We start from the raw sequence: 22,672 nt of genomic DNA, 5'->3' as shown, positions 1-22,672 counted from the left end.
GCGGCGGCCGCGGCAAGGTGCGGGCTGTGCTGTTCATGGCCGCCCTCGTCGCCAGTCGGTACAACCCCGACCTCAAGGCCTTCCGCGACCGTCTGGTCGCGGCCGGCAAGCCCAAGATCGTCGCAACTATGCGCAAGCTGCTCACCATCCTCAATGCCATCATCAGGGACGGACGACCATGGCAAAACGCTTGACAAATAAGACAGTCGCTCTCCCCGTAAACGGGGCGAAGGGGAAATGCCGCGACCTCTCCGTCCCTCGCCGACGTCTCGCAGGGCACGTCCCCTCGCCCCGTTTTTACTGGGAGAGGGTGAGGGTGAGGGTGAGGGTGAGGGACAAACGTGGCGCTTATGCCACCACCTGCCAATGCAGCGGGAACATCGGATCAAACACCGTCACCGGGCCGGCGCCGGTTTCGATCCTGGCGGGGAAGACGACCGGCTCGGCCTGCTTTGCCAGGGTGATGCGATCCTCGTTCGGCTGAAGCCCGTACCAGGCCGGGCCGTTCAGCGAGACGAAGGCTTCGAGATTTTCCAGCGCGGCCTCCTGTTCGAAAACATGGGCAAGGCAGCTCATCGTATTGACCGAGGTGTAGATGCCGGCGCAGCCGCAGGCGCATTCCTTCAGCGGGTCGACATGCGGGGCGGAATCGGTGCCGAGGAAGAAGCGCGGATCGCCGCCGGTGGCGGCGGCGCGCAAGGCCAGCCGGTGGTTCTCGCGCTTGGCGACCGGCAGGCAATAATAATGCGGGCGGATGCCGCCGACCAGGATGGCGTTGCGGTTGATGATCAAATGGTGAGTGGTGATCGAGCCGGCGAGATTGGCCTTGGCCGCCTTGATGTAATCGATACCATCAGATGTCGTCACATGCTCCATCGTCACCTTCAGCTCAGGCAGGCGTCGGCGCAGCGGATCGAGCACGGTGTCGATGAAGACAGCCTCGCGGTCGAAGATATCGACCTCAGGTGTCGTCACCTCGCCATGGACGCAGAGCGGCAGGCCGATCTTTGCCATGCGCTCCAGCACCGGCATCGCCTTTTCCATGTCGCGCACGCCGCCATGCGAATTGGTGGTGGCGCCGGCCGGATAGAGCTTGACGGCGGTGATCAGGCCGCTTTTTGCGCCCGCCTCGACATCGTCGGGGCTGGTATGCTCGGTGAGATAAAGCGTCATCAGCGGCTGGAAACGATGGCCGGCCGGCAGCGCTTTAAGGATACGTTGGCGGTAGGCGATGGCGTCTGATGTGGTGACCACCGGCGGCACCAGGTTGGGCATGATGATGGCGCGGGCGAAGGTGCGGCTCGTATCGGCAATCACGCCTTCCAGCATGGCGCCGTCGCGCAGATGCAGGTGCCAGTCGTCAGGGCGGCGGATGGTGATCGATTGCATGGCAGGCCTCCGAAGCGATGCGTCTGCGGCTTCGAATAACACTAAAGCGCGGCGCATTGAAATCGATTCATGCGCCGCGCTTCAGCTCGTTGTTCATGCATGTCGTCGTCGCGGCATCACGCCAGCGCGATCTCCAGCGTCACATCGGCCGGACGGCGGTTTTCGAGGATCAGCCGGCCGTTCGGCAGGTCGTTGCCATAGACCTTGGCGCTGGCGGCGTCCTCGGTGAGATTATAACCGCGCCAGCGCGCCCAGAGCCGCTCCTCGAGCACCTCGATCGGCGGGGCCAGCATAATCGTGTAATCGAAGATGCCGTCGAGTTCTGCCCATTTACCTTGCGTGAAGAGCAGATAGTTGCCCTCGACGATGATGAAACGGTCCTTGGGATCGATCGGCCGGGCGGAAGCAATCGCGAGTTCGCGCGAGCGGTCGAAGACCGGCACCAGAACCTCCTGGTCGGCTGGCCTGACGGCACGGACGATGTCGAGGAAACCGCGGACATCGAAGGTCTCGGGGATGCCCTTGCGGGCCAAAAGGCCGCGTTCGATCAGGATGGCATTGTCCATGTGGAAGCCGTCCATCGGCAGGACTGCGGCGCTTTCGCCTTTGGCGTTCAGCGCCGCCGCCAGATTGTCGGCCATAGTCGACTTGCCCGACCCTGGCGGGCCGGCAATGCCGATGAGGAAGCGCGTGCTATCGCCGGCGCGGCTGAGGACCTCGCCGGCGATTTCCTCGGTGCTGACCGTCATGCCGCGACCGGCTCCGTCGGCACCGCCTTGGCGCCGGTCATGAAGGCGACGGCGTCGGACATGGTGTATTCCTTGGGATCGATCACCGTCAGGCGCCGGCCGAGGCGGTGGATATGGATCCGGTCGGCGACCTCGAAGACATGCGGCATGTTGTGGGAGATCAGCACGATCGGAATGCCGCGGGCGCGAACGTCGAGGATCAATTCCAGCACGCGGCGGCTTTCCTTGACCCCGAGGGCGGCCGTCGGTTCGTCCATGATGATGACCTTGGAGCCGAAGGCGGCGGCGCGGGCGACGGCGACACCCTGGCGCTGGCCGCCGGAGAGCGTTTCCACCGCCTGGTTGATGTTCTGGATGGTCATCAGGCCGAGTTCGGAGAGCTTGTTGCGCGCCAGCTTTTCCATCGCCGGCCGGTCGAGCATGCGAAGCATCGAGCCGAGCACGCCGGGCTTGCGGATCTCGCGGCCGAGGAACATGTTGTCGGCGATCGACAGCGCCGGCGACAAAGCCAGGTTCTGATAGACGGTCTCGATGCCAGCATCGCGCGCTTCCATCGGCGAGCGGAACTGCACCTGCCGGCCTTCGAGGGTGATCACCCCCTCGTCCGGGGTGGCGGCGCCCGATATCGCCTTGATCAGCGAGGATTTGCCGGCGCCGTTATCGCCGATGACGGCGAGGATTTCGCCGGGGTAAAGGTCGAAATCGGCATTGTCGAGCGCGGTCACGCGGCCGTAGCGCTTGACGAGACCGCGCGCGGTGAGAAGGGGTTCGCGAGCCATGATTACACCGAAACCTTTCTGATCCACTGGTCGATGGCGACGGCGGCAATGATCAGCACGCCGGTCAAAAGGACTTTCCATTGCGGGTCGGCGCCGAGCATGTTGAGGCCCATCGAGACGACGCCGACGATCATCGCACCGAACAGCGTGCCGAGAATGGAGCCGCGGCCGCCGAACAGCGAGATGCCGCCGATCACCGTCGCGGTGATCGCCTGCAGGTTAAAATCGGTCACCGCCGAGGATGGCGAGATCGAGCCGTTGCGGCCAATCGAGACCCAGGCGGCGAAGGCGGCGATGACGCCCGATATGGTATAGACGGTGAGCAGCACCTTCTTGGTCTGGATGCCGGAGAGCTTGGCCGCCTCCGGATCGTCGCCGACTGCATAGACATGCCGGCCCCAAGCGGTGTGATTGAGCACATACCAGAGCAAGAGGACGAGCAGCACCATGGCGATGACGCCGAGCGTGAGCACGGCGGTGCCGGCTTTGAAGCTCATGGCGAAAAGATGCAGCAGCGGCGCCTGTTCATCGACATCGGTGTCGCGGATCGTCTCGTTGGCGGAATAGATGAAATTCGTCGCCATGACGATATTCCAGGTGCCGAGCGTGACGATGAACGGCGGCAGTTTCATGTAGGCGACGAGAAAGCCGTTCAGCAATCCGCAAAGGCCGCCGACGAGGAGGCCGGCTGCGACCGCGATCGGCGTCGGTATGCCGTAGGCGATGGCGACATTGCCCATGATAACCGCCGAGATCACCATGATGACGCCGATCGAAAGATCGATGCCGGCAGTCAGGATGACCAGCGTCTGGGCGGCGCCGAGAATACCGACGATGGCGATCTGCTGCAGGATCAGCGTCAGCGTGTAGGACGAGAAGAACCGTCCGCCGATGGCGATCCCGAAGATGATGATCGCCAGCACCAGCACGATCAGCGGCACGGCGGCCGGCGTCGAGTGCAGAAAATGCTGGGCACGCTTGATCAGCGAGACATCCTGATGCTCGAAGGAGGCGACGCTCTTGTCGCTGCCGTCGAGGACACGTTCGAATTCCTGTGTTCCGGTCATGGTTCCTCCTCCGCATCCGCGCGCCGAATTCGCACGGGGGCCGTCACCGATATCCTTCCGGTCTTTGCTTAGCCGGTTCGTGAGGCGACGGTACATCGTCCGTCGAAAACGGCCGGGGATCAAGCCCCGGCCGTTCTGCTTTCAAGAGATTTGGCTCAGCCCCAGCACTTGTCCGTGCCTACTTTGGTGTCGATCGACTTGACGCCGGAGACCGGCTTGTCGGTGACGAGCGAAACGCCGGTGTCGAAGAAGGATTTGCCTTCGGTCGGCTTCGGCTTTTCACCGCTGTCGGCGAACTTCTTGATCGCCTCGACGCCAAGGGCTGCCATCATCAGCGGATATTGCTGCGAGGTGGCGCCGATGACGCCTTCCTTGACCGACTTGACGCCTGGGCAACCGCCGTCAACTGAGACGATCAGCACGTTCTTTTCCATGCCGACGGCCTTCAGCGCCTGGTAGGCGCCGACAGCAGCCGGCTCGTTGATCGTGTGGATGACGTTGATGCTCGGATCCTTCTGCAGAAGGTTTTCCATGGCCTTGCGGCCGCCTTCTTCATTGCCGTTGGTCACGTCATGACCGACGATGCGCTTGTCGTCTTCGTCGCCGATCTTGTTCGGGTCCTTCGGATCGATGCCGAAGCCCATCATGAAGCCCTGGTCGCGCAGAACGTCGACCGTCGGCTGCGACGGGGTCAGGTCGAGGAAGCCGACCTTGGCGTCCTTGGCCTTGTCGCCCATGGTTTCCTTGGCCCACTGGCCGATCAGCTTGCCGGCGAGCAGGTTGTCGGTGGCGAAGGTGGCGTCGGCGGCATCGGCCGGCTCGAGCGGCGTGTCGAGAGCGATGACCAGCAGGCCGGCTTCACGCGCCTTCTTGACCGAAGAGACGATGCCCTTGGTGTCGGAAGCGGCAATCAGGATGCCCTTGGCGCCGTCGGCGATGCAGCTTTCGATCGCTGCCACCTGGCTTTCGCTGTCACCATCGATCTTGCCGGCATAGGACTTCAGCGAAACGCCGAGTTCCTTGGCCTTGGCCGTAGCACCTTCCTTCATCTTGACGAAGAAGGGGTTGGTGTCGGTCTTGGTGATCAGGCAGGCGGCAACGTCCGCCGCCATGACAGGAGCGGAAAAGGTGACACCAAGCGCGAGCGCGCCGAAAGCGAGAACAGATTTCTTCATGGAACTCCTCCCAGAGTTTGCCGGCGCCGCCCCTGCGGGCCGGAATTTTACGATATGACACTTTGCCGTGGATTGTTAAGCTTCCAAAGCCGTCCCGTGCCCTTGACGACGGCAATTAAAAGCGAAAAGAAATTGGCTTGTCAATAAATAAATCCAATTGAATTATTAATTCGATATGGCATGCTCCGTGGAAATCAGGCATACAGCGCCGCGCGTCTTCGACGCGCAAAGGACGCTGTAGCACTTTGAAGTGCTGCATAATTTTGTCCTTAAATCGATCCCGACTTAAGGAATTATGCAGTAGGGCCAACGATCGGGAGGAGCGGTCATGTCGTCCTTGGATGGACCGGAACACACACCGGTCCCGCCACCTATTCTGAATCCGGCCGGCGGTGCGAACCAGGTCAGGGTACGGGCCTATAATGAACGGCTCGTGCTGTCGCTGGTGCGTCTTTACGGCGCGCTGTCGAAGGCCGATATCGCGCGCCGCAGCGGGCTGTCGGCGCAGACCGTCTCCGTCATCATGCGGGTCCTGGAAAAGGAAGGGCTGCTGTCGCGCGGGGCGCCGGTGCGCGGCCGGGTCGGCCAGCCGTCGATCCCGATGCATCTCAATGCCGACGCCGTCTATTCCTTCGGCCTGAAGATGGGCCGGCGCAGCGCCGATCTGGTGCTGATGGATTTCGTCGGCCGCATCCGCATGCAGCTGCACCGGACCTATGCCTACCCGCTGCCGGATGAAATCCTCGCCTTCGTCACCTCGGGCATCCAGGAGCTCGAAGACCGGCTCGACGAAAAACAGCGCGGCCGCATTGCCGGCCTCGGCATCGCCGCACCCTTCGAGCTCTGGAATTGGGCCGAAGAGGTCGGCGCGCCGGCCGGCGCCATGGAGGTCTGGCGCGAGGTCGACCTGCAGGCCGACATCGCCGCGCGCGTCTCTCATCCGGTCTTCATGCAGAACGATGCGACCAGCGCCTGCGGCGCCGAACTGGTCTTCGGCGTCGGGCCGTCCTATCCGGATTTCGTCTATTTCTTCATCGGCTCCTTCATCGGCGGCGGCATCGTCTTGAATTCGGCGATCTTTTCCGGCCGCACCGGGACGGCAGGCGCAATCGGGCCACTGCCGGTGCGCGGCAAGAACGGCGAGACGATGCAGCTGCTCGAAATCGCCTCGATCTTCGTGCTCGAAAACATGCTGCGCGAGCGCGGCATCGATCCCGAGCCGCTGTGGTATTCGGCCGACGACTGGGTGGATTTCGGCGAGCCGATGGAAGCCTGGATCCAGGATAGCGCCAAGGCGCTGGCGCAGGCGATCGTCGCGGCCGCCTCGATCGTCGATTTCAGCGCGGCTGTGATCGACGGCGGTTTTCCCCATTGGGTGCGCAGCCGCGTGGTGCAGGCGACGATCGACGAAGCCGCCAAGCTCGACCTGCAGGGCGTCGTCATGCCCGAAATCCTCGAGGGCGCGGTCGGCGCCCAGGCGCGCGCCATCGGCGGCGCCAGCCTGCCGATCTTTGCGCGTTACCTCACCGACCAGAACGTACTTTTCAAGGAGGTAGACCATGCTGAAAGGACTTGATCCGCTGTTGAGCCCGGAGCTGCTTTTTACGCTTCGGGCCATGGGTCACGGCGACGAGATCGCCATCGTCGACGGTAATTACCCAGGCGTCGAACATGCGCGCCGGCTGATCCGGCTCGACGGCCACCATCTCGTGCCCGTTCTCAACGCCGTGCTCAGCGTGCTGCCGATCGATGATTTTGTGCCCGAGGCAATCTTCCGCTCGACCGTCAAGACCGAGCGCGACAAGCTCGATCCGGTGCATGAGGAGATGATCGACTGCTGCGCCCACCACGAGCCGCACCGCCAGGTGATGCCGCTGATCGGCCCGGATTTCTACGTCCGGGTGAAGGCCGCCCATGCGGTGATCCAGACAAGCGAGCCCAGGCTCTATGCCAACATCATCCTGCGCAAGGGGGTGATCTATCCGAAGGAGCCGGGCGCGCAGGCGGCGGTAGATCCGTTCGTTTATTAGCTATGGTCTAGCCGTCATCTCGTCTGCATACCGATCAGGTCCACCATTTTTCGGGCCGAGCCCAATGCTAAGGTCCAGCCGAGCATCCCGTGGCCGGTGTTGATGTAAACACCTTTCAGACGCTCGGAGGGCCCGATGATCGGGCGGGATGACGGGGTCATCGGCCGCTCGCCTGACCAGCGCATCAGAACGACGCCGCTATTGAAGAGATCCGGCAGGACACCGGCCGCTGCGCTACGCAGCGCTTCGAAACGCGCTGGGTCGAAGCCCGCGCCTGGGCGGTCGATATCGGCAAGACCGGCGACGCGGAAACGATCCCCGATCGATGCGAAAGCCAGCTTGCGTTTGACGTCGGTGAGGCTGATGGCGGGTGCGGCGCCGGTCCGCGGCACGGTCAGCGAATAGCCTCTCACCGGACGCACCGGGCGGACCTCCGGCAGCTCTGTGGCAAGCAAACGGACCTGAGCCCCCGCAGCGACGACGGCGGCATCGACCGTGAGTTCCTCCCGGTCGTCGAACCTCACGGCTGCAAGTCTGTCCGCCTCGCGCGAGAAACCCGCCACTTTCCGGCCGAAGAGGAGCGAAACCCGGTAATGCTGTGCAATATGGTGTGTCAGCTGACGGCAAAAGCCGGCTGCATCGCCGAGCGCATCACCCGGCGTGTAGACCGCACCGGCGATTTCGCCTTGGTAGCCGGCAAGGGCAGGCTCGATTTCCCGGGCTTCTGCGCGCGACAGCATGTGCTGCTCGAATCCGAGTGCATTCTTGCGCGAGACGGCCGATCGGGCCGCGGCAAAGCTGCGCTGATCCGGATAGAGATGCAGCTTTCCCGCAAGCCGGTAGTCGAAGGAAAGACCGGTTTCCGCCAGCAGGAATGCGAGCTCGCGGCGGGACTCTCCGGCGAGTTCCAGAATGGCCTGCGTATTGCTCCACCATCGCGGAAATGGTGCGTTGGCGAGGAAGCGCAGCCCCCAGAGAAGAAAATCCGGGTCCAGCTGCCAGCGAATCCGGAACGCGGGATCGCGGCCGAGGGCGATGGCCGGCAGATGCCTGAGCAGTCCGGGAGATGCCATCGCATCGCCATAGGCCCAGGAGAGCTGCGCGGCGTTGCCGGCGCTGGCGCCGCTGCCGGGTTCGGCTGCTGCATCGATAAGCGTCACATCGTGCCCTGCCTTGGCCAAAAGGTAGGCGGAGGAAACGCCGATGACGCCTGCGCCGATGACCGCGATGCGCGCCATGTCACACCTCGTTTCCCACAAGCGCGGTCAGCTCGATTTCGACCGGAACGCCCCGCGGAAGAGATGACACGCCGATCGCAATGCGGGCATGCTCCCACCGATCCGGAAAGAGATCGCGCAGCAGCTCGGACGCGCCGTCGACGACCGCGCCGTGGCGGGTAAAATCGTCAGTCGCGGCAACATAGCCCGCAAGCCGCACGAAGCCGCGCACCTTGTCGAACCCACCGCTGGCGCGCTCAAGCTGAGCAAGCACGTTGAGAAGGCAGATCCGTGCGCATTCGCGGCCCTCCTCGATCGAGACATCCGTCCCGAGCCGACCGGTCCGCCGAACGGCTCCATCGGTCACCGGCACCTGACCGGACACGGTGACGATATTGCCGGTTCGAACAGCGCCGGCGAAAGCCCCGGGCGGCATTGCGGCTTCCGGCAAGGCCAGGCCGAAGGCGGCAAGGCGCCTGCGCACAGCATCGCTTCCGCTCATGCCGGGCTCCGCCCTTCTCCTTTCCCCGGCTTCGGCACTGCGCGCGACGAAAGCCTTGAGGATTTCCAGATCGAGGACCGTCAGGCGGTATTCCGGATGCCACTGGACACCCAGGCAAAATGCCTCCGTCTCGCCCTCGAATGCCTCGATGATCCCATCGGGTGCCCGCGCGATGACGCGAAAGCGCCCGTGACCGGACAGCGCATGGCGATGCAGGCTGTTGACCCGGGTCGGTCCTGTCCCGACCCAGCCGGCAAGCAGGCTGTCCGGCTCGACGATGATCTCGTGCGCCAGTTCATCGGGCAGGTCCTGCGGGATGTGCGAAATGCCGGCGGCCGGAAGCTCGCTCAGGAACTCTCCGCCAAGGCACTCGCCGATCAACTGCATGCCATGGCAGATACCGAGGAGCGGTTTGCCTGTCGTCAGGGCCTTGGCCACCAGCTGACGCTCGAAGTCGCGGCGCCGATCAGCCACTTCAGCACCCGGCCGGGAGCCGGTCAGAACGACACCATCGGCGAGCGCCAGCGCCGCATCGATGTTTTCGGCGTCATAGGGCAGGATCATCGGGACCCCGCCGGCGCTGGTGATTGCCTCGGCATAGTTCGACCGCACCACATATTCGCACTCGGTCGGCTTTTGCGGCGTCTCGCCGAGATCGGGCGTTATAAGAATGAGGGGGCGGGCCTTGCGTGCCGGCGCGGCGGAACGAAACGCGGTGACCGCGGCAACGGTCATATCGGTGGTCATGATCTGAGCCTTGTGATGAATTAGCGGGTGGGCACGGCAAGCCGGCGGGAGAAGACCGAAAACGGCCAGGCGATCGCGAAGTAGCAGAGGCCAACCGCCACATAGATCTGCAGCGGCAGAAAATACTCGGTCGCCATCGCCCGGCCGGTCAGAACCAGCTCGTTGACGGTGATCAGCGATGCGAGCGAGGAATCCTTGAGAAGCGCGACGAAGGTGACGATCATCGGGGCCAGGATGACGCGGACGACCTGGGGGAGGATGATCAGCCGGAAGCTCTGAACCGGCGTGAGACCGACGGCCAGGGCCGCCTCGCTCTGCCCCGCCGGGATCGCCTTCAGTCCGGCCCGGAAGAGTTCGGCGATCTGAGCCGCAAAACACAACGCCAAACCTGCGATCGCCGCGCCGAAGGCATCGAAGACGATCCCAATGCCCGGCAGGCCGAAGTAAAGCAGAAACAGCACCGCGAGCAGCGGCACGCCGCGCGCGACCGTCACATAAAGTGCCGCGAAATGCCGTAGCGCCGCGAAACTTGATCTCTGGCACAGCGAAAGCAGCAAACCGAGCACGAGCGCCAGAGCAAAGGCGCACACGGAAAGCACTGCCGTATTCATCATTGCCCGCAACAACAAGGGCAGCCATTCGCCACCATAGTCGCGGTAGGGTGCGAAGAACCCGCTCATCCTTTCAGTCTCCCGTAACGTCTTTCAAGGAATCGCGTCGCCTGCATCAATGGCAGGCTCAGCAACAGATAGAGTGCCGCCGCCGTCGCGTAGATCATCGTTGTCTGGAAGGACGACGTGACCATGGAGCGGGCGAAGAACATGATTTCAGGCGCCGCGATGGCCGAGACGACGGAGGTGTCCTTGAGGAGCTGCACCGCGTAATTCCCGAGCGCCGGCAGGGCGATCCGCATGGCCTGCGGCGTCAGAATTTCGAAAATCGTCTGGAGCGGTGTCAACCCTGCAGCAAGCGACGCCTCCGCCTGCCCTTTTGGCAAAGCGGCGAAACCGGCGCGGAAGATCGCTGAGGTAGTGGCTGCGCCGATAAGCCCGAGGCCCAGAATGGCGGCGGCAATCGACGTCAGCCTCACGCCAATGCTGGCAAGCCCGAAGTAGAGGATGAACAGATGCGTCAGGGCCGGTACGTTGCAGAGGATTTCGCAATAGGCGTCGATCGCCATATTGACGAACCTGATCGCTGTGAATTGCCTGACGAGGGCGAGAAGGAAGCCGATGCCGGTTGCAAAAGCCAGCGAGGCCACCGTAACCAAGACCGTTACCTCAAGCCCGGCGGCGAGCCCCTGGACGACGGAGAAGAATAGCGAGAATCCGCTCATGGCGCCTAGTGCCGGATCTTGTTGAGAAACGCTTGCGTGCGTGCCTCGCGCGGAGCGGTAATGACCTGGCGCGCCGGTCCGGCTTCGACGATCTTTCCGCCGTCGAGGAACAGCACCCGGTCGGCGATGTCGCGGGCAAAGGCAATCTCGTGCGTGACGATCAGCATCGTGCGTCCTTCGGCCGCGAGCTCTTCCATCACTTTCAGAACTTCATGGACCAGTTCGGGATCAAGGGCTGAGGTCGGTTCGTCGAAAAGCATGAGCTTCGGCTTCTGGGCGAGCGCCCGCGCGATGGCCACACGCTGCTGCTGCCCGCCGGACAGCTCCAGCGGTGAAGCATCGGCGCGGTGCGTCATGTGCACTTTCGCCAACATCTCCAAGGCCAATTCGCGCGCCTCGACGGCAGTCAGACCGCGGACCTTGCGCGCCGCGATCGCAACGTTTTCCGTCACCGAGAGATGCGGCCAGAGATTGAAGAGCTGGAAGACCATGCCCATCTCGGCGCGCTGTGGCGCAAGCTGCCGGTCTCTCATCACCTGGCCGTTGCGAACGCCGATCCGCTCGCCATCGAGGCTGATCTCACCAGCACTCGGTTTCTCCAGAAAATTCACGCAGCGCAGACAGGTAGATTTCCCGGAGCCCGAGGGGCCGATCAGGGCAATCTTCTCACCGGCTGCGACGGTAAAATCGATTCCCCTCAGGACTTCGACAGGGCCATAACTCTTGCGCAGGCCCGCAACGCTCAAAAGCGCATTCATCGCCGTTTCCTTATGCTGTTGTGTCTTGGCGAAGAGGACGGATGAAAGCCGCTTGCCGCAGCCTTCATCCGTCAGCCCGGTCAGCCGCCGGCTGCGCAGGACGGAAGCTTGTAATCGCCGGGGCGGTCGACGCCGGCACGGAAGTTTGCACCCACCGGCTTAAACCAGACATCGGCGGACAATCCGTAGCGTGCGCCGATGTCCTTCATCTCACAGCTCTTCCACATATCGGCGATGATCGCGTCCATCTTCTGGCGCAGATCGTCGTTCTTCTGGTTGAGACCGTAGACGACCTGACCGAGCCCGGTAAGCAGCGGGAAATCCGCGCTGTTGTCTGTGAAGGCGAGGAAGTGCATGTTCCAATCCGGGTTCTGCTTGATGGCGTAGGAAACCACCGGCGGGTCGCCGATGACGGCATCGATACGCCCGGCAATAAGATCGCGCACGGCGGCGTCGGAGGTGTCGTAGAGTGAGAGCTCAAGGCCCTTGATCGTCTTCAGTTCCGGGACAAAGGAGAAGCCGGTGATCGTGCCGACCTTCTTGCCTTCCAGGTCGGAAAGCTTGTCCCAGTTCGTCTTGTTCGATTGCATGATGCCGTTCTTGAAATAATGGATCGGCTCAGACAACGTCATGATCTTCGTACGCTTCTCGGTCCAGCCCATCGTGCCGAGCATCACGTCGACGCGACCGGACTGAACGGAGGCGATCGTACCCGACCATTCCATGAGGGCCGGTTGTATCTTGAGGCCGAGCTTGTCGGCGATGCGCTGCATAATCTCGCCGTCATAACCGATCAGCTTGCCGTCCTGCCAGCCGGAGCCCGGCATGTCGCCGGTAAATGCGACCGTCAGCTTGCCCTGCTCGGCAAGTTCGAATGCGTTTGCGAGCGGTGCCGATGCCATGAAGCTGCCTGCCAGCAGCGCGCACATCACCACCCTTCTCGAAAGAGAAAGTGCCATTGTTCTGATCCTTGATTTGTTTTTAGTTCCCCGGTCCGTGGGTCTTGTCCCCGGATGTCGAGTTCGACGAGAGAGAGCTTGCCACCGAAAGGCGGCGTTGAATTTTAGAAATCGGACATTTTCTTTGAAATAGCGACACGGCTGATCTAAGGTCGGCCGGGCATGGACGCAGACGCCACCCTTTCAGATGCACGTGCCAGCGAGCCGGACTATGTCCGCTGGCTCGATGGTTTGTGGGCCGAACGGCTTTTGGCCGCCCGAGACCGCAAGGCCGATCTCTCCATCGGCATTCTGCTCTGGCCGAGCTTCCCGATGATGTCGCTGACCGGGATCGTCGAGCCCTTGCGGCATGCCGCCGATTTCGCCGACAACTCCCGGCCCCTGCATTGCCGCTGGTCGATCATGGGAGCGCCGGGCCACGCCGCGGTGGCGAGTTGCGGCATCCGCGTGCAGCCCGATGCGCCCTATATCAACCCGACGGACTTCGACTATATCGCCGTCATCGGCGGACTCCTGCCGCATCTACGCGCAGCACCCAGCAAGCACCGCGACTACCTGCGGGTCGCCGCATCCGCCGGCGTCCCGGTGATCGGCGTCTGCACCGGCGTCTTCGTACTCGCCCAAGAAGGTCTGCTGACCGGGCGTAAAGCCTCCGTTCATCCCTTCCATGCCGAGGATTTCAAGATCGCATTTCCGCGCCAGGCATTCTCGACGCGCGACGACTTCCTGATCGAGAACGGCCGCATCACCGTTCCCGGCGGCGTCTCGATCCTGTCACTGATGACAGAACTCATTGGCACCCATTGCGGGCCTGACCGGGCGGCCAAGGCAGTTCACCAGCTGTCGCTGACCGAGCACAAGGGCTTGAGCGCTTTCGACCACGGTCGGGTTTCCAGCTTTCGTCATGTCGAGGATTCCCGAATTCAGCGCGCGGTCGTTTTGATCGAGAGTCGCAAGGGCCGTGACGTATCACCCGAGCAGGCAGCCAGCATGATCGGCCTGTCGCCGCGTCAGTTCGGGCGCCTGTTCCAGCAAGGCATCGGCATGACGCCGAAGCGGTTCATCATCGAGACCCGCCTGCGTTACGCCCGCTTTCTGGTGGAAAACAGCACGCTCTCGATGACGCAGATCGCCTTCGAGACCGGCTTTTCCGATGCGGCACATTTCGCAACCGCTTTCCGCCAGAAATTCAACCAGTCGCCGCGGCAATTGAGGACGACGCGCGTCTCGGTCGGGGTCAGATCGTAGAGCGTGATCGGCACGTCTTCTGGCGGCGGCGAAACGGGCCGGTGCGATGAGATGCGTGTCTGCCATGAGGTACGAGCCTGTGCCGGCCGCAATTATCAATGATATACATCATCAATAAGTCAAGTTATAATGATATATGACATCATAATTCGGGCATGGCGGTCGAAAGGACTGTAAAGTGCGGATCACCAAGGAAAAGAAGCAGCAAAATTACGAACGGATTATCGCCACCGCGTCGGAGCTGTTTCGCGAGCGCGGGTTCGATGGCGTGGGGGTGGCGGAGTTGATGGAGCGTGCGGGGCTCACCCATGGCGGCTTCTACAATCACTTCCGCTCCAAGGAGGACTTGATCGCGGAGTCGACCGAGAATGGTTTGAGCGAGACCTTGAAGCGCTATGCCGGTCATGACGTGCTCGCCGTCATGGAACTTTATCTCGCGCGTGAACACCGGGATGGGCGCGGCCAGGGGTGCACGGCCGCGGCGCTGAGCTGCGATGCGGCTCGGCAACCTGAAGAAACGAAGGCCGTCTTTGCTGCAGGAATAGATAACCTCGTGCGCGCGATCGAGGACGGCATTGCACGACATCACGCTTCCGGCGCCGGGGACCGGGCGCAAGCCATCACCATCCTCGCTCAGGCCGTCGGAGCAATCGTGCTGTCGAGGGCCTGCCCGGACGATTCCCCGCTGGCGGACGAACTACTCGACGCCTGCCGAGCGGATTGCCGCGACGCCATCGAAAATCGGATGCGGGAACGTTAGAACAGGATGATTTTAGGCCGGATCGGCCTAAAATCTGAATCCTGTTCTAAAACCGCTCACACTTTTCGGCATCATGCTGTAGGGCCGCATACAAGCGGCCCCATGCCGTCAGGCGCCGACCGGTGCGGCCATTTCAGGATAGTCGGTATAGCCCGCCGCGCCTCCGCCGTAGAGCGTCGCCATATCGAGATTGGCCAGCGATGCACCAACCTTCAGGCGTTCGACAAAATCCGGATTGGCGATGAACGGCCTGCCGAAGGCAAACAGGTCCGCCAGCCCTTGCTCCAGCCTGGCCGTCGCGAGGTTCAGATCGTAGCCGTTATTGGCGATGTAGGTATTCCTGAACTTGCGGCGAAGCGCCTCGTAATCGAAGGGTGCAACATCGCGCGGCCCGCCCGTCGCGCCTTCGACGACATGGAGGTAGGCGATGCCCATCTCGTCGAGCTTCTCGACGATGTAACCGAACTGCGCCTGCGGATCGGTTGCGGATAATCCATTGGCCGGCGACACCGGTGAAATCCGAACTCCGGTTCGCGCCGCTCCAACTTCCTCGATGACCGCGGCCGTCACCTCGAGCGTCAGCCGGGCCCGGTTTTCGATCGACCCGCCATAGGCGTCGGTGCGGGTGTTGGCGCCGTCCCTGGCGAACTGGTCGAGCAGGTAGCCGTTGGCGCTGTGAACTTCGACGCCATCGAAGCCGGCGGCAATGGCATTGGCGGCGGCGCGACGGAAATCCTCGATAATGCCGGAGATCTCATGCAATTCGAGCGCCCGAGGTGCCGACACGTCGACGAAGGTGTTGTTCACAAACGTCTTAGTTTCGGCCCTGATGGCGGAAGGCGCCACTGGGGGCTGCCCATCCGGCTGCAGGTCGACATGCGATACCCGACCGACATGCCAGAGCTGCAGAACGATGTGGCCGCCCCTGGCATGCACCGCGTCGGTCACCTTGCGCCAGCCGTCGACCTGCGCCTGCGTGTAGATGCCGGGCGTGTCCTGATAGCCCTGCCCTTGTTGCGAAATCTGGGTCGCCTCCGAGATGATCAGGCCTGCCGAGGCCCGTTGCGCATAATACTCAGCAATAAGATCGCCCGGCACAAACCCGGCGCCCGCTCTGTTGCGCGTCAATGGCGCCATGACGATGCGGTTGGATAGTGTGAGAGAGCCGAGTACGGCGGGCTCAAAGAGTGCGCTGCTGGTCATTTGTCACTTTCAGAGTTGGAAACTATTTCTGGCGTTCGTCTCGCAACGCACGCCACGCCGTCAGGTCGACCTCAGTCTGCGACCGTGATGACCACCTTGCCCTTTGCGCGCCCGGTCTCGACATAGGCCAGTGCATCGCCGGTCTTTTCAAACGGGAACACCTTGTCAACGACCGGTCGGATCACGCCTTGTTCGATCAGGCGCGCAATCTCACCCAACTGCTGCCCCTCAGCGCGCATGAACAGGAATGAATACCCTATGCCGAGGCGCTTGGCCTTTTTCCGAACGCCTCGGCTCAGCAGGCGCAGCACCAGTTTCAGGAACAGGTTCAGGCCGAGTTCCCTGGCGAATGCGGGATCGGGCGGGCCGGAAATGGAGATGAGCCGGCCACCCGGCTTCAGTACAGCCAGAGATTTTTCGAGCGTCTTCGGATCCTGACTGTTCAGCACGAGATCGTAGCCCGACAAGACCTTCTCGAAATCCTGCGTCTTGTAGTCGATGACCACATCCGCCCCGAGACTTTTGGCGAGCTCGGCATTCCCAGCGCTGGTCGTCGTCGCCACCGTCGCGCCAAGATGCTTGGCGAGTTGGATGGCGAAAGTCCCGACACCGCCGGAACCGGCCTGAATGAAGACTTTCTGGCCGGGCTTCACCTTGCCAACCTCGACCAGCGCCTGCCACGCGGTCAGCCCCACCAGGGGAATGGACGCTGCTTCGGTCATGCTGAGATTGTTTGGTTTCAGCGCCACATCGGCTTCATCGATGGCAATGAATTCGGCGAATGTACCGACCCGATGATCGCGCGGCCGTGCATAGACCTCGTCACCGACCTTGAACCGCCTGACCCTCGGTCCCGTCCTGACAACCGTGCCGGCAACGTCGTGCCCCAGGACGAATGGCGGACGATAGGGAAGAATAGGCTTGAACTCTCCGTCCCGCAGCTTGGAGTCCAGCAGGTTCACGGCCGTGGCCTGAATCCGGACAAGGACATCATTGTCCTGCAATTCAGGTTCCGGCAGGTTGGCCAGGCGCAAAGCGCCCTTCTTTTTGTACTTATCAACGACGAATGCCTTCATGAGGCTTTCTCCAATTCGAAGTCTGTTGAGGCGTCAGGCGCCAAGGAAGGACAAAGCCTTCGGCACGAAATCGGCGTGGTTGGATGCGGCAGCGGGTCAGCCCAGGTGCGGGGCCTTGCGCCGCATCGCTCGCTTTCGCCGCCATCATCGCCATTGTCCTTGCCCTTCCGTATCGACCACCAACTTTCGCGCAGAAGGCAGCCAGCTGCAGTCACTCAAATTTTTAATGACAATCGTCATCATAGATCATCAATGATATTCATCATCAAAGTTGTCAAGCGGAATTTTCTCGCGGATTGTCACGGGAGGCTCTTGCGCCTTCATTCTTGATCAGTCATTCTAGAACGGTTGATAAAGAATCGAGGTGATTGTGGGCAGAGCACGGGAATTCGACGAGGAGGCAGTGCTGAAGGGGGCGATGCAAATCTTTCGCAAGCACGGCTATCAAGGTGCGTCGATCCGCGACCTCGAGGAGGCGACGGGCCTCAAAGGCGGAAGCATCTATCACGCCTTCGGCGACAAGGCCGGCCTCTTCGACGCGGCCTTCGGCCATTACAACCGCACGGTCCTGGAGGGACGGATCGCGCGGTTTGCGCCGCCGGGGAGCGGGGTTAAAGGCTTGCGTGAACTGTTCCTCTCGCTCCTGCATGAGCCCGACGGCGGCTCCCTTGGCTGCCTGATCACGAACATGGCGGTGGAATTCGGAGGCGGCGTCAAATCGCATCCGCGTGTCGAGACAGCGCTCGGTCTCCTTCGAACCACATTCCGCTCGAGGCTGACCGAGCAGTCGACCTTGGCTCGAGACGCGGACGGAGCCAGGGCAGCCACGACGGCCATCCGTCTTCTTGCCTTCTATCAAGGTCTGCTCGTGCTCATTCGCGGCGGCGAAGACAAGGCCGGCCTGCGGCAGGCGATAGAAGACGAATTCAATCAACTGGAGACACTGTTATGACACCTGAGGCACTATGGAACCGATATGCGGCCATCTGGTCGCTGGATGCTGACGCTCGCGAGCCGGAAATGCTGGCTTGCCTCGCTGACGATGTGACCTATTGCGACCCCAATGGAGAGATCGCCGGGCGAGCCGGTCTCACGGCTTACATGGCCGGCTTTCAGGAGAGCGTACCGGGTGGCCGGTTCAAAATATTGAGCGTCCTCCATCACAATGAACGTTCGCTGGCACGCTGGGCACTGAGCCACGAAGACGAGCGTGTTCTGCAGACGGGCACGAGCTTCGGGGTGATTTCTGATGGCCGGCTCGGCGCGATCACCGGCTTCTTCGATCCTCTCGCAGGACAGCACCATGGGTAGCGAGGCGACACGCAGGCTGGCGCTGGATTTTGCGAGCCAGATCGGTCCAGCCGGCTCCATCGATGTCCGGCGGTTCTTCGGCGGATCCGCCCTCGTCCGAAACGGCGCGCAGTTCGGATTCGTCATGAAGGGCACGTTGTATCTCCGCGTCGACGCCGCGATGCGCGCGGAGTTCGAGGCAGATGGCTCAGAACCGTTCCGCTACAGCGCTGCTGGCAGGGAGGTGACGGTTCGCCGCTACTACGCAGTCCCGGCACATGTGATCGACGATCCGGCGCTGCTGCGCACGTGCTCGGAGCGAGCATTGCACGCGACCCCGACGCCCGGCCGCAGACGTTCCGACACGATCCTGGCCGTTAGCCCGTTTGGCTGATGTCGATGCCCGCGGCATCGTGCTTCGGAGGTTCAAACCTCCCCGGCAGATGTGCCACGCCGAAGCCAAGCGGCTTGCGCCGCGCGACTGGTCACGCGTACCTCTTCACGATCCGTGCTCTTGAGCGCTTGACCTGACTGCCTGATCCTAACTCAGCGAAATTGGATTGCGATAAATCGGCAAATTTGCGCCTGGAGGTCCTTGGGAGGTCTGCATTTTTTGCATATTTTATACAATTCTCCAGCTGAAGCCTTGGCGTCGGCGGAGCGATCCACTGGCAACGGCAACACGACGGCAGTCGACCAAAAGAGCAGACGAGACAGTCAAATGACCATCGCATCAGCACCGCGGACCGTTTTGAAGGGCTCCGCAACAGGCCGCGTTGTCGCAACGGAGGAGGCATTGAGCTTCTGGGGCGGCGTAGACCCGGCAACCGGAAATGTCATCGACGTGCACCACCCGCTGCATGGCGTTTCCCTGACCGGCGCCATTTTGATGATGCCGACGAGCCGTGGCTCCTGCACGGGATCCGGCGTATTGCTCGACCTCATTCTGACCGGCCGCGGTCCCGCCGCTCTGGTCTTCAGCGAAGCAGAGGACGTCTTGACGCTCGGTGCACTGATAGCAGCCGAGATGTTCGATAGGCCGATGCCGGTCATCAGGCTCAGCCCGGAGAATTTCCGACTTCTTTCCCAGGCTCAGTCGGCGTCGATAGAGCGTGGTGTCATCACCTCTCAGAGCCTCAACACGGAACTGCCTGCTCCTGCCCTCGCCGACCTCGAACTGACCGAGGAAGACTGCAAGATGCTCAATGGCGGCGATGGTCCGGGCGCGATGCAGGCCATGCGGATCATTTGTGCGATGGCCGCCCAGCAGGGCGCCACGCGGCTCATCGATGTGAGCCAGGGCCATATCGACGGATGCATCTACGCAAGTCCGGCAAACCTTACTTTTGCCGAGACGATCGCCGATCTCGGTGCGAGGGTGCGTATTCCGACCACGATGAACGCGATCTCGGTCGATCGGGCGAACTGGGAAATGCAAGGGATACCGCCGTCCTTCGGCGCACCGGCCGCACGCCTTGCGGACGCTTACGTGCGAATGGGCTGTCGGCCAACCTTCACCTGTTCTCCCTATCTTCTGGACAGCGCTCCGCAAACCGGTGAAACGATTGCCTGGTCGGAGTCCAATGCCGTCATCTTCGCAAACACCGTGCTCGGTGCGCGCACGGCCAAACACCCTGACTTCCTGGATCTCTGTATTGCATTGACCGGGCGAGCCCCGGAATCCGGGGTTTATCTCGACATCAATCGGCACGCTCGGCTGGTTATCGACGTTGAAACCCCGGCATCCGTGAACGACGCGTTTTGGCCACTCATCGGATATCTGATCGGGAAGAAGGCGCCCGATTGCATTCCGCTTGTCAAAGGGCTTGGCCAGGCCCGTCCGTCTCGAGACGATTTGAAAGCTCTCTGCGCTGCATTCGGAACAACATCCGCATCGCCAATGCTGCACATCGCAGGGATAACGCCCGAGGCAGCCGGGCCAGTCCATCCGGACGCCGGTCAAGTCAGCATCACGGTCGAGGACATGCACGATGCGTGGCGCTTGCTGAATGACGGCCCGGCAGATGTCGAACTCGTCGCGATCGGGAGCCCGCATGCATCCATCGAAGAATGCCGCGCGTTGGCCGCCGCACTGACGACTGCGTTGATGGGAAGGCGCCGCCATCCGGGCGTCGCCGTGATTGTGACAGCCGGCCAGCAGGTGATCGACCAGGCTCAAGGCGACGGCACCCTTGCCGAGTTGCGTCAGGCGGGGGTTCAGGTTTTCCCGGACCTTTGCTGGTGCTCGATCTCCGAACCAGTGTTTCCCACCAAGACCAAAGCCGTGATCACGAACTCCGGAAAATATGCGCATTACGGCCCCGGCCTCTCGGGTCGCTTCGTACGGCTCGCCAGTCTGAGCGACTGCGTGGAAGCCGCGATTTCAGGACGCGTGACACCCCGAGCAGCCGGATGGACAGCCGAAGCCTCGCTGCCGGCATGATCGACCAATCTAAAAAGGGGATCGAGTGCGGGCCGGCGTCCGCAGCGAGAGTTGTTTTGCGGTTGTTGCAAAGGTCGGGAGCAGAACACGAACAGTTGCCCGCGTGAATGTTTCAAAGTACCCGTTGTCGACAACAAGGATTTTGAAATGGCCATGCAGACGCAAGCTCCCTCCGAACGCAAGCGTGGTTCCGGTGCGAAAACCGTATACGAACTTCTGCGCAATGACATTCTGGACCTGGTCTTGCCACCCGGCAGCCCGATCGACGAGGTGCAGCTCGCCGAACATTTCAAAATGTCGCGCACGCCAATCCGCGAGGCGCTGGTCCGCCTTGCGGGTGAAGGTCTGATCGATACGCTGCCCAATCGGTCGACGATGGTATCCAACATCGACTTTCTCAACCTGCATACTTTCTTCGACGCTTTGGTGCTGATGTACCGCGTCACCACGAAGCTCGCGGCGCAATATCATCGTCCTGCAGATTTGCTGGAGATCAAGGCTCGTCAATTAGAATTCGCAACCGCCGTCGCGAACCAAGACGCCCTGGCGATGATTGCGAGCAACGCCGCCCTTCATTCTTCGATTGCAGAAGCCGGGCGCAATCCATACTTCGTCGCCGTATTCAATCGTATCCTCGATGATGGACGACGCATTCTCCGGCTGTACTACCAGTCCTATGGCGATCGGCTGCCGCAGCAATTCGTCGACGAACACGAAGAGATCATTGCTGCAATCGCAGCGCGGGACGCGGACCTCGCCGACCGGCTGGCGCGCATGCACGCGGAACAAATTGTTGAACAGATTCAGAAGCTGTTTGCCAGGAAAGACCGGTTCGACATCAGTCTTTAAAAAACATCGACGCTCGCAATTTCTTGTCGACAAAAAAAATACAAAGATGTATATTCATCTGCATCGAGGCGCGACGCTCTGCATCCGCCACCAGTCTCCGTTTCGTCTCACCGAGGAGTTTTCACGATGAAAGCTAAGATTTTTTCGGGCGTCGTTCCCGCTCTCATGACACCCTGCAAGGATGACCGCAGCCCTGACTATGATGGGCTGGTCCGCAAGGGCAAAGAACTCATCGCAGAAGGAATGTCGGCGGTCGTCTATTGCGGCTCGATGGGCGATTGGCCCCTCCTGACCGATCAGCAGCGCATGGAAGGCGTCGAGCGCCTGGTCAATGCCGGTATTCCGGTTATCGTCGGCACAGGAGCGGTCAATACCGCTTCAGCCGTTGCCCATGCGGCGCACGCTCAGAAGGTAGGCGCACAGGGACTGATGGTTATCCCCCGCGTGCTCTCCCGCGGCACCGTCGTCACGGCCCAGAAAAACCATTTCAAGTCCATCCTTGCGGCTGCGCCGGATCTTCCTGCCGTCATCTACAACAGCCCTTACTATGGCTTCGCGACCCGCGCCGACCTGTTTTTTGCCCTGCGTGCAGACCATGCGAACCTCGTCGGCTTCAAGGAATTCGGCGGTGCAGCCGACATGCGCTATGCTGCGGAAAACATCACCAGCCGCGACGATGACGTGTCGCTGATGATCGGCGTCGATACCTGTGTCTTCCACGGGTTTGTGAACTGCGGTGCTGTCGGCGCGATCACCGGCATTGGTTGCGTCCTGCCCAAGGAAGTCATCCATATGTGCAATCTTTCGCAGGCTGCCGCCAAGGGCGACCCGGATGCCCGTCAGCGTGCGCTCGAGCTGGAATCGGCGCTCGGCGTGCTTTCGTCCTTCGATGAAGGTCCGGACCTTGTGCTTTATTTCAAGCATATGATGGTGCTGAAGGGTGACGCGGAATATGCCTTGCATTTCAACGAAACCGACGAACTTTCCGAAAGCCAGCGCGGCTATGTCGAGCAGCAGCTGAAGCTGTTCGATACCTGGTATGCCGGATGGAGCAAACTGCCGGGCGCGGTCGAAAAATACAAGCCCTGATCCCTT

23 protein-coding genes and 1 pseudogene are annotated in these 22,672 nt (G+C 61.8%); 11 read left to right on the top strand and 13 right to left on the bottom strand.

Annotated features, from left to right (window positions below; all coding sequences use genetic code 11):
• Window positions 1–194 (top strand): annotated as a pseudogene (locus HJB83_RS16890) (IS110 family transposase); the annotation flags it as partial.
• A 154-nt stretch (window positions 195–348) separates the two neighbouring features.
• Here the strand turns inward: HJB83_RS16890 and pyrC are convergent.
• The 5 genes from pyrC to HJB83_RS16865 form a co-directional block, all read right to left on the bottom strand.
• On the bottom strand, window positions 349–1,389 hold the full coding sequence (gene pyrC / locus HJB83_RS16885) for a dihydroorotase (protein WP_207582740.1): 1,041 nt from the start codon (window positions 1,387–1,389) through the stop codon (window positions 349–351).
• Between the two features lie 116 nt (window positions 1,390–1,505).
• Window positions 1,506–2,138, bottom strand: coding sequence for a nucleoside triphosphate hydrolase (locus HJB83_RS16880; protein WP_207582739.1), 633 nt, complete (start codon window positions 2,136–2,138; stop codon window positions 1,506–1,508).
• Window positions 2,135–2,917: an ATP-binding cassette domain-containing protein gene (locus HJB83_RS16875; RefSeq protein WP_207582738.1), complete on the bottom strand. Its 783-nt coding sequence runs from the start codon at window positions 2,915–2,917 to the stop codon at window positions 2,135–2,137. Before HJB83_RS16875 ends, HJB83_RS16880 begins: the two co-directional genes overlap by 4 nt.
• Window positions 2,918–2,919: 2 nt before the next feature.
• Window positions 2,920–3,984: an ABC transporter permease gene (locus HJB83_RS16870; RefSeq protein WP_207582737.1), complete on the bottom strand. Its 1,065-nt coding sequence runs from the start codon at window positions 3,982–3,984 to the stop codon at window positions 2,920–2,922.
• Window positions 3,985–4,139: 155 nt separating this feature from the next.
• Complete coding sequence (locus tag HJB83_RS16865) at window positions 4,140–5,159, bottom strand: sugar ABC transporter substrate-binding protein (protein WP_207582736.1); 1,020 nt, start codon at window positions 5,157–5,159, stop codon at window positions 4,140–4,142.
• A gap of 328 nt (window positions 5,160–5,487) precedes the next feature.
• On the opposite strand from HJB83_RS16865, the gene HJB83_RS16860 reads away from it, so the two are divergent.
• A complete protein-coding gene (locus HJB83_RS16860; protein WP_207582735.1) occupies window positions 5,488–6,735 on the top strand; it encodes an ROK family transcriptional regulator in 1,248 nt (415 codons plus the stop codon).
• On the top strand, window positions 6,719–7,189 hold the full coding sequence (locus tag HJB83_RS16855; RefSeq protein ID WP_207582734.1) for an RbsD/FucU family protein: 471 nt from the start codon (window positions 6,719–6,721) through the stop codon (window positions 7,187–7,189). Before HJB83_RS16860 ends, HJB83_RS16855 begins: the two co-directional genes overlap by 17 nt.
• Window positions 7,190–7,203: 14 nt before the next feature.
• Here the strand turns inward: HJB83_RS16855 and HJB83_RS16850 are convergent, their stop codons facing one another.
• From HJB83_RS16850 to HJB83_RS16825, 6 genes are all read right to left on the bottom strand, one after another.
• Complete coding sequence (locus HJB83_RS16850) at window positions 7,204–8,427, bottom strand: FAD-dependent oxidoreductase (protein ID WP_207582733.1); 1,224 nt, start codon at window positions 8,425–8,427, stop codon at window positions 7,204–7,206.
• A gap of 1 nt (window position 8,428) precedes the next feature.
• Window positions 8,429–9,655: an Atu1372/SO_1960 family protein gene (locus HJB83_RS16845; protein WP_207582732.1), complete on the bottom strand. Its 1,227-nt coding sequence runs from the start codon at window positions 9,653–9,655 to the stop codon at window positions 8,429–8,431.
• Window positions 9,656–9,675: 20 nt separating this feature from the next.
• The gene (locus HJB83_RS16840) at window positions 9,676–10,335 is read right to left on the bottom strand and encodes an amino acid ABC transporter permease (protein ID WP_221117776.1); all 660 of its coding nucleotides are present in this window, start codon (window positions 10,333–10,335) and stop codon (window positions 9,676–9,678) included.
• Window positions 10,332–10,991: an amino acid ABC transporter permease gene (locus HJB83_RS16835; RefSeq protein WP_207582730.1), complete on the bottom strand. Its 660-nt coding sequence runs from the start codon at window positions 10,989–10,991 to the stop codon at window positions 10,332–10,334. The genes HJB83_RS16840 and HJB83_RS16835 overlap by 4 nt, the downstream gene beginning before the upstream one ends.
• Before the next feature lie 5 nt (window positions 10,992–10,996).
• Window positions 10,997–11,749: an amino acid ABC transporter ATP-binding protein gene (locus HJB83_RS16830; RefSeq protein WP_207582729.1), complete on the bottom strand. Its 753-nt coding sequence runs from the start codon at window positions 11,747–11,749 to the stop codon at window positions 10,997–10,999.
• Between the two features lie 80 nt (window positions 11,750–11,829).
• Window positions 11,830–12,708 (bottom strand): ABC transporter substrate-binding protein, encoded by an 879-nt coding sequence (locus tag HJB83_RS16825; protein WP_221142295.1) that lies wholly within the window; start codon window positions 12,706–12,708, stop codon window positions 11,830–11,832.
• 162 nt (window positions 12,709–12,870) lie between these two features.
• Between HJB83_RS16825 and HJB83_RS16820 the strand changes: the two genes are divergently transcribed.
• Together HJB83_RS16820 and HJB83_RS16815 are read left to right on the top strand one after the other, a co-directional pair.
• Entirely contained in the window at window positions 12,871–13,956 is a 1,086-nt protein-coding gene (locus HJB83_RS16820) for a GlxA family transcriptional regulator (protein WP_207582727.1), read from the top strand.
• 178 nt (window positions 13,957–14,134) lie between these two features.
• The gene (locus HJB83_RS16815; protein WP_207582726.1) at window positions 14,135–14,716 is read left to right on the top strand and encodes a TetR/AcrR family transcriptional regulator; all 582 of its coding nucleotides are present in this window, start codon (window positions 14,135–14,137) and stop codon (window positions 14,714–14,716) included.
• Window positions 14,717–14,824: 108 nt separating this feature from the next.
• On the opposite strand, the gene HJB83_RS16810 is transcribed toward HJB83_RS16815, so the two are convergent.
• Together HJB83_RS16810 and HJB83_RS16805 are read right to left on the bottom strand one after the other, a co-directional pair.
• Window positions 14,825–15,919, bottom strand: coding sequence for an alkene reductase (locus tag HJB83_RS16810; protein WP_221117780.1), 1,095 nt, complete (start codon window positions 15,917–15,919; stop codon window positions 14,825–14,827).
• A gap of 71 nt (window positions 15,920–15,990) precedes the next feature.
• Window positions 15,991–16,995, bottom strand: coding sequence for an NADP-dependent oxidoreductase (locus HJB83_RS16805; RefSeq protein ID WP_207582724.1), 1,005 nt, complete (start codon window positions 16,993–16,995; stop codon window positions 15,991–15,993).
• 370 nt (window positions 16,996–17,365) lie between these two features.
• Between HJB83_RS16805 and HJB83_RS16800 the strand changes: the two genes are divergently transcribed.
• The 6 genes from HJB83_RS16800 to HJB83_RS16775 all read left to right on the top strand — a co-directional run bounded on the left by HJB83_RS16800 (window position 17,366) and on the right by HJB83_RS16775 (window position 22,666).
• Window positions 17,366–17,947 (top strand): TetR/AcrR family transcriptional regulator, encoded by a 582-nt coding sequence (locus HJB83_RS16800; RefSeq protein ID WP_207582723.1) that lies wholly within the window; start codon window positions 17,366–17,368, stop codon window positions 17,945–17,947.
• Window positions 17,944–18,306: a nuclear transport factor 2 family protein gene (locus HJB83_RS16795; RefSeq protein ID WP_221117781.1), complete on the top strand. Its 363-nt coding sequence runs from the start codon at window positions 17,944–17,946 to the stop codon at window positions 18,304–18,306. The genes HJB83_RS16800 and HJB83_RS16795 overlap by 4 nt, the downstream gene beginning before the upstream one ends.
• Window positions 18,299–18,679, top strand: a complete 381-nt coding sequence (locus HJB83_RS16790) for a TfoX/Sxy family protein (protein ID WP_207582721.1) — start codon at window positions 18,299–18,301, stop codon at window positions 18,677–18,679. Before HJB83_RS16795 ends, HJB83_RS16790 begins: the two co-directional genes overlap by 8 nt.
• 327 nt (window positions 18,680–19,006) lie before the next feature.
• Window positions 19,007–20,728, top strand: a complete 1,722-nt coding sequence (locus HJB83_RS16785; RefSeq protein ID WP_221117782.1) for an aconitase X — start codon at window positions 19,007–19,009, stop codon at window positions 20,726–20,728.
• A 147-nt stretch (window positions 20,729–20,875) separates the two neighbouring features.
• Window positions 20,876–21,577 (top strand): GntR family transcriptional regulator, encoded by a 702-nt coding sequence (locus tag HJB83_RS16780; protein WP_207582720.1) that lies wholly within the window; start codon window positions 20,876–20,878, stop codon window positions 21,575–21,577.
• A gap of 126 nt (window positions 21,578–21,703) precedes the next feature.
• The gene (locus HJB83_RS16775; protein ID WP_221132441.1) at window positions 21,704–22,666 is read left to right on the top strand and encodes a dihydrodipicolinate synthase family protein; all 963 of its coding nucleotides are present in this window, start codon (window positions 21,704–21,706) and stop codon (window positions 22,664–22,666) included.
• The last annotated feature ends 6 nt before the right edge of the window (window positions 22,667–22,672 follow it).

Source organism: Rhizobium sp. NZLR11 (assembly GCF_019685115.1).
GTDB lineage: Bacteria > Pseudomonadota > Alphaproteobacteria > Rhizobiales > Rhizobiaceae > Rhizobium.
This window is presented reverse-complemented; position numbering and strand designations above follow the sequence as displayed.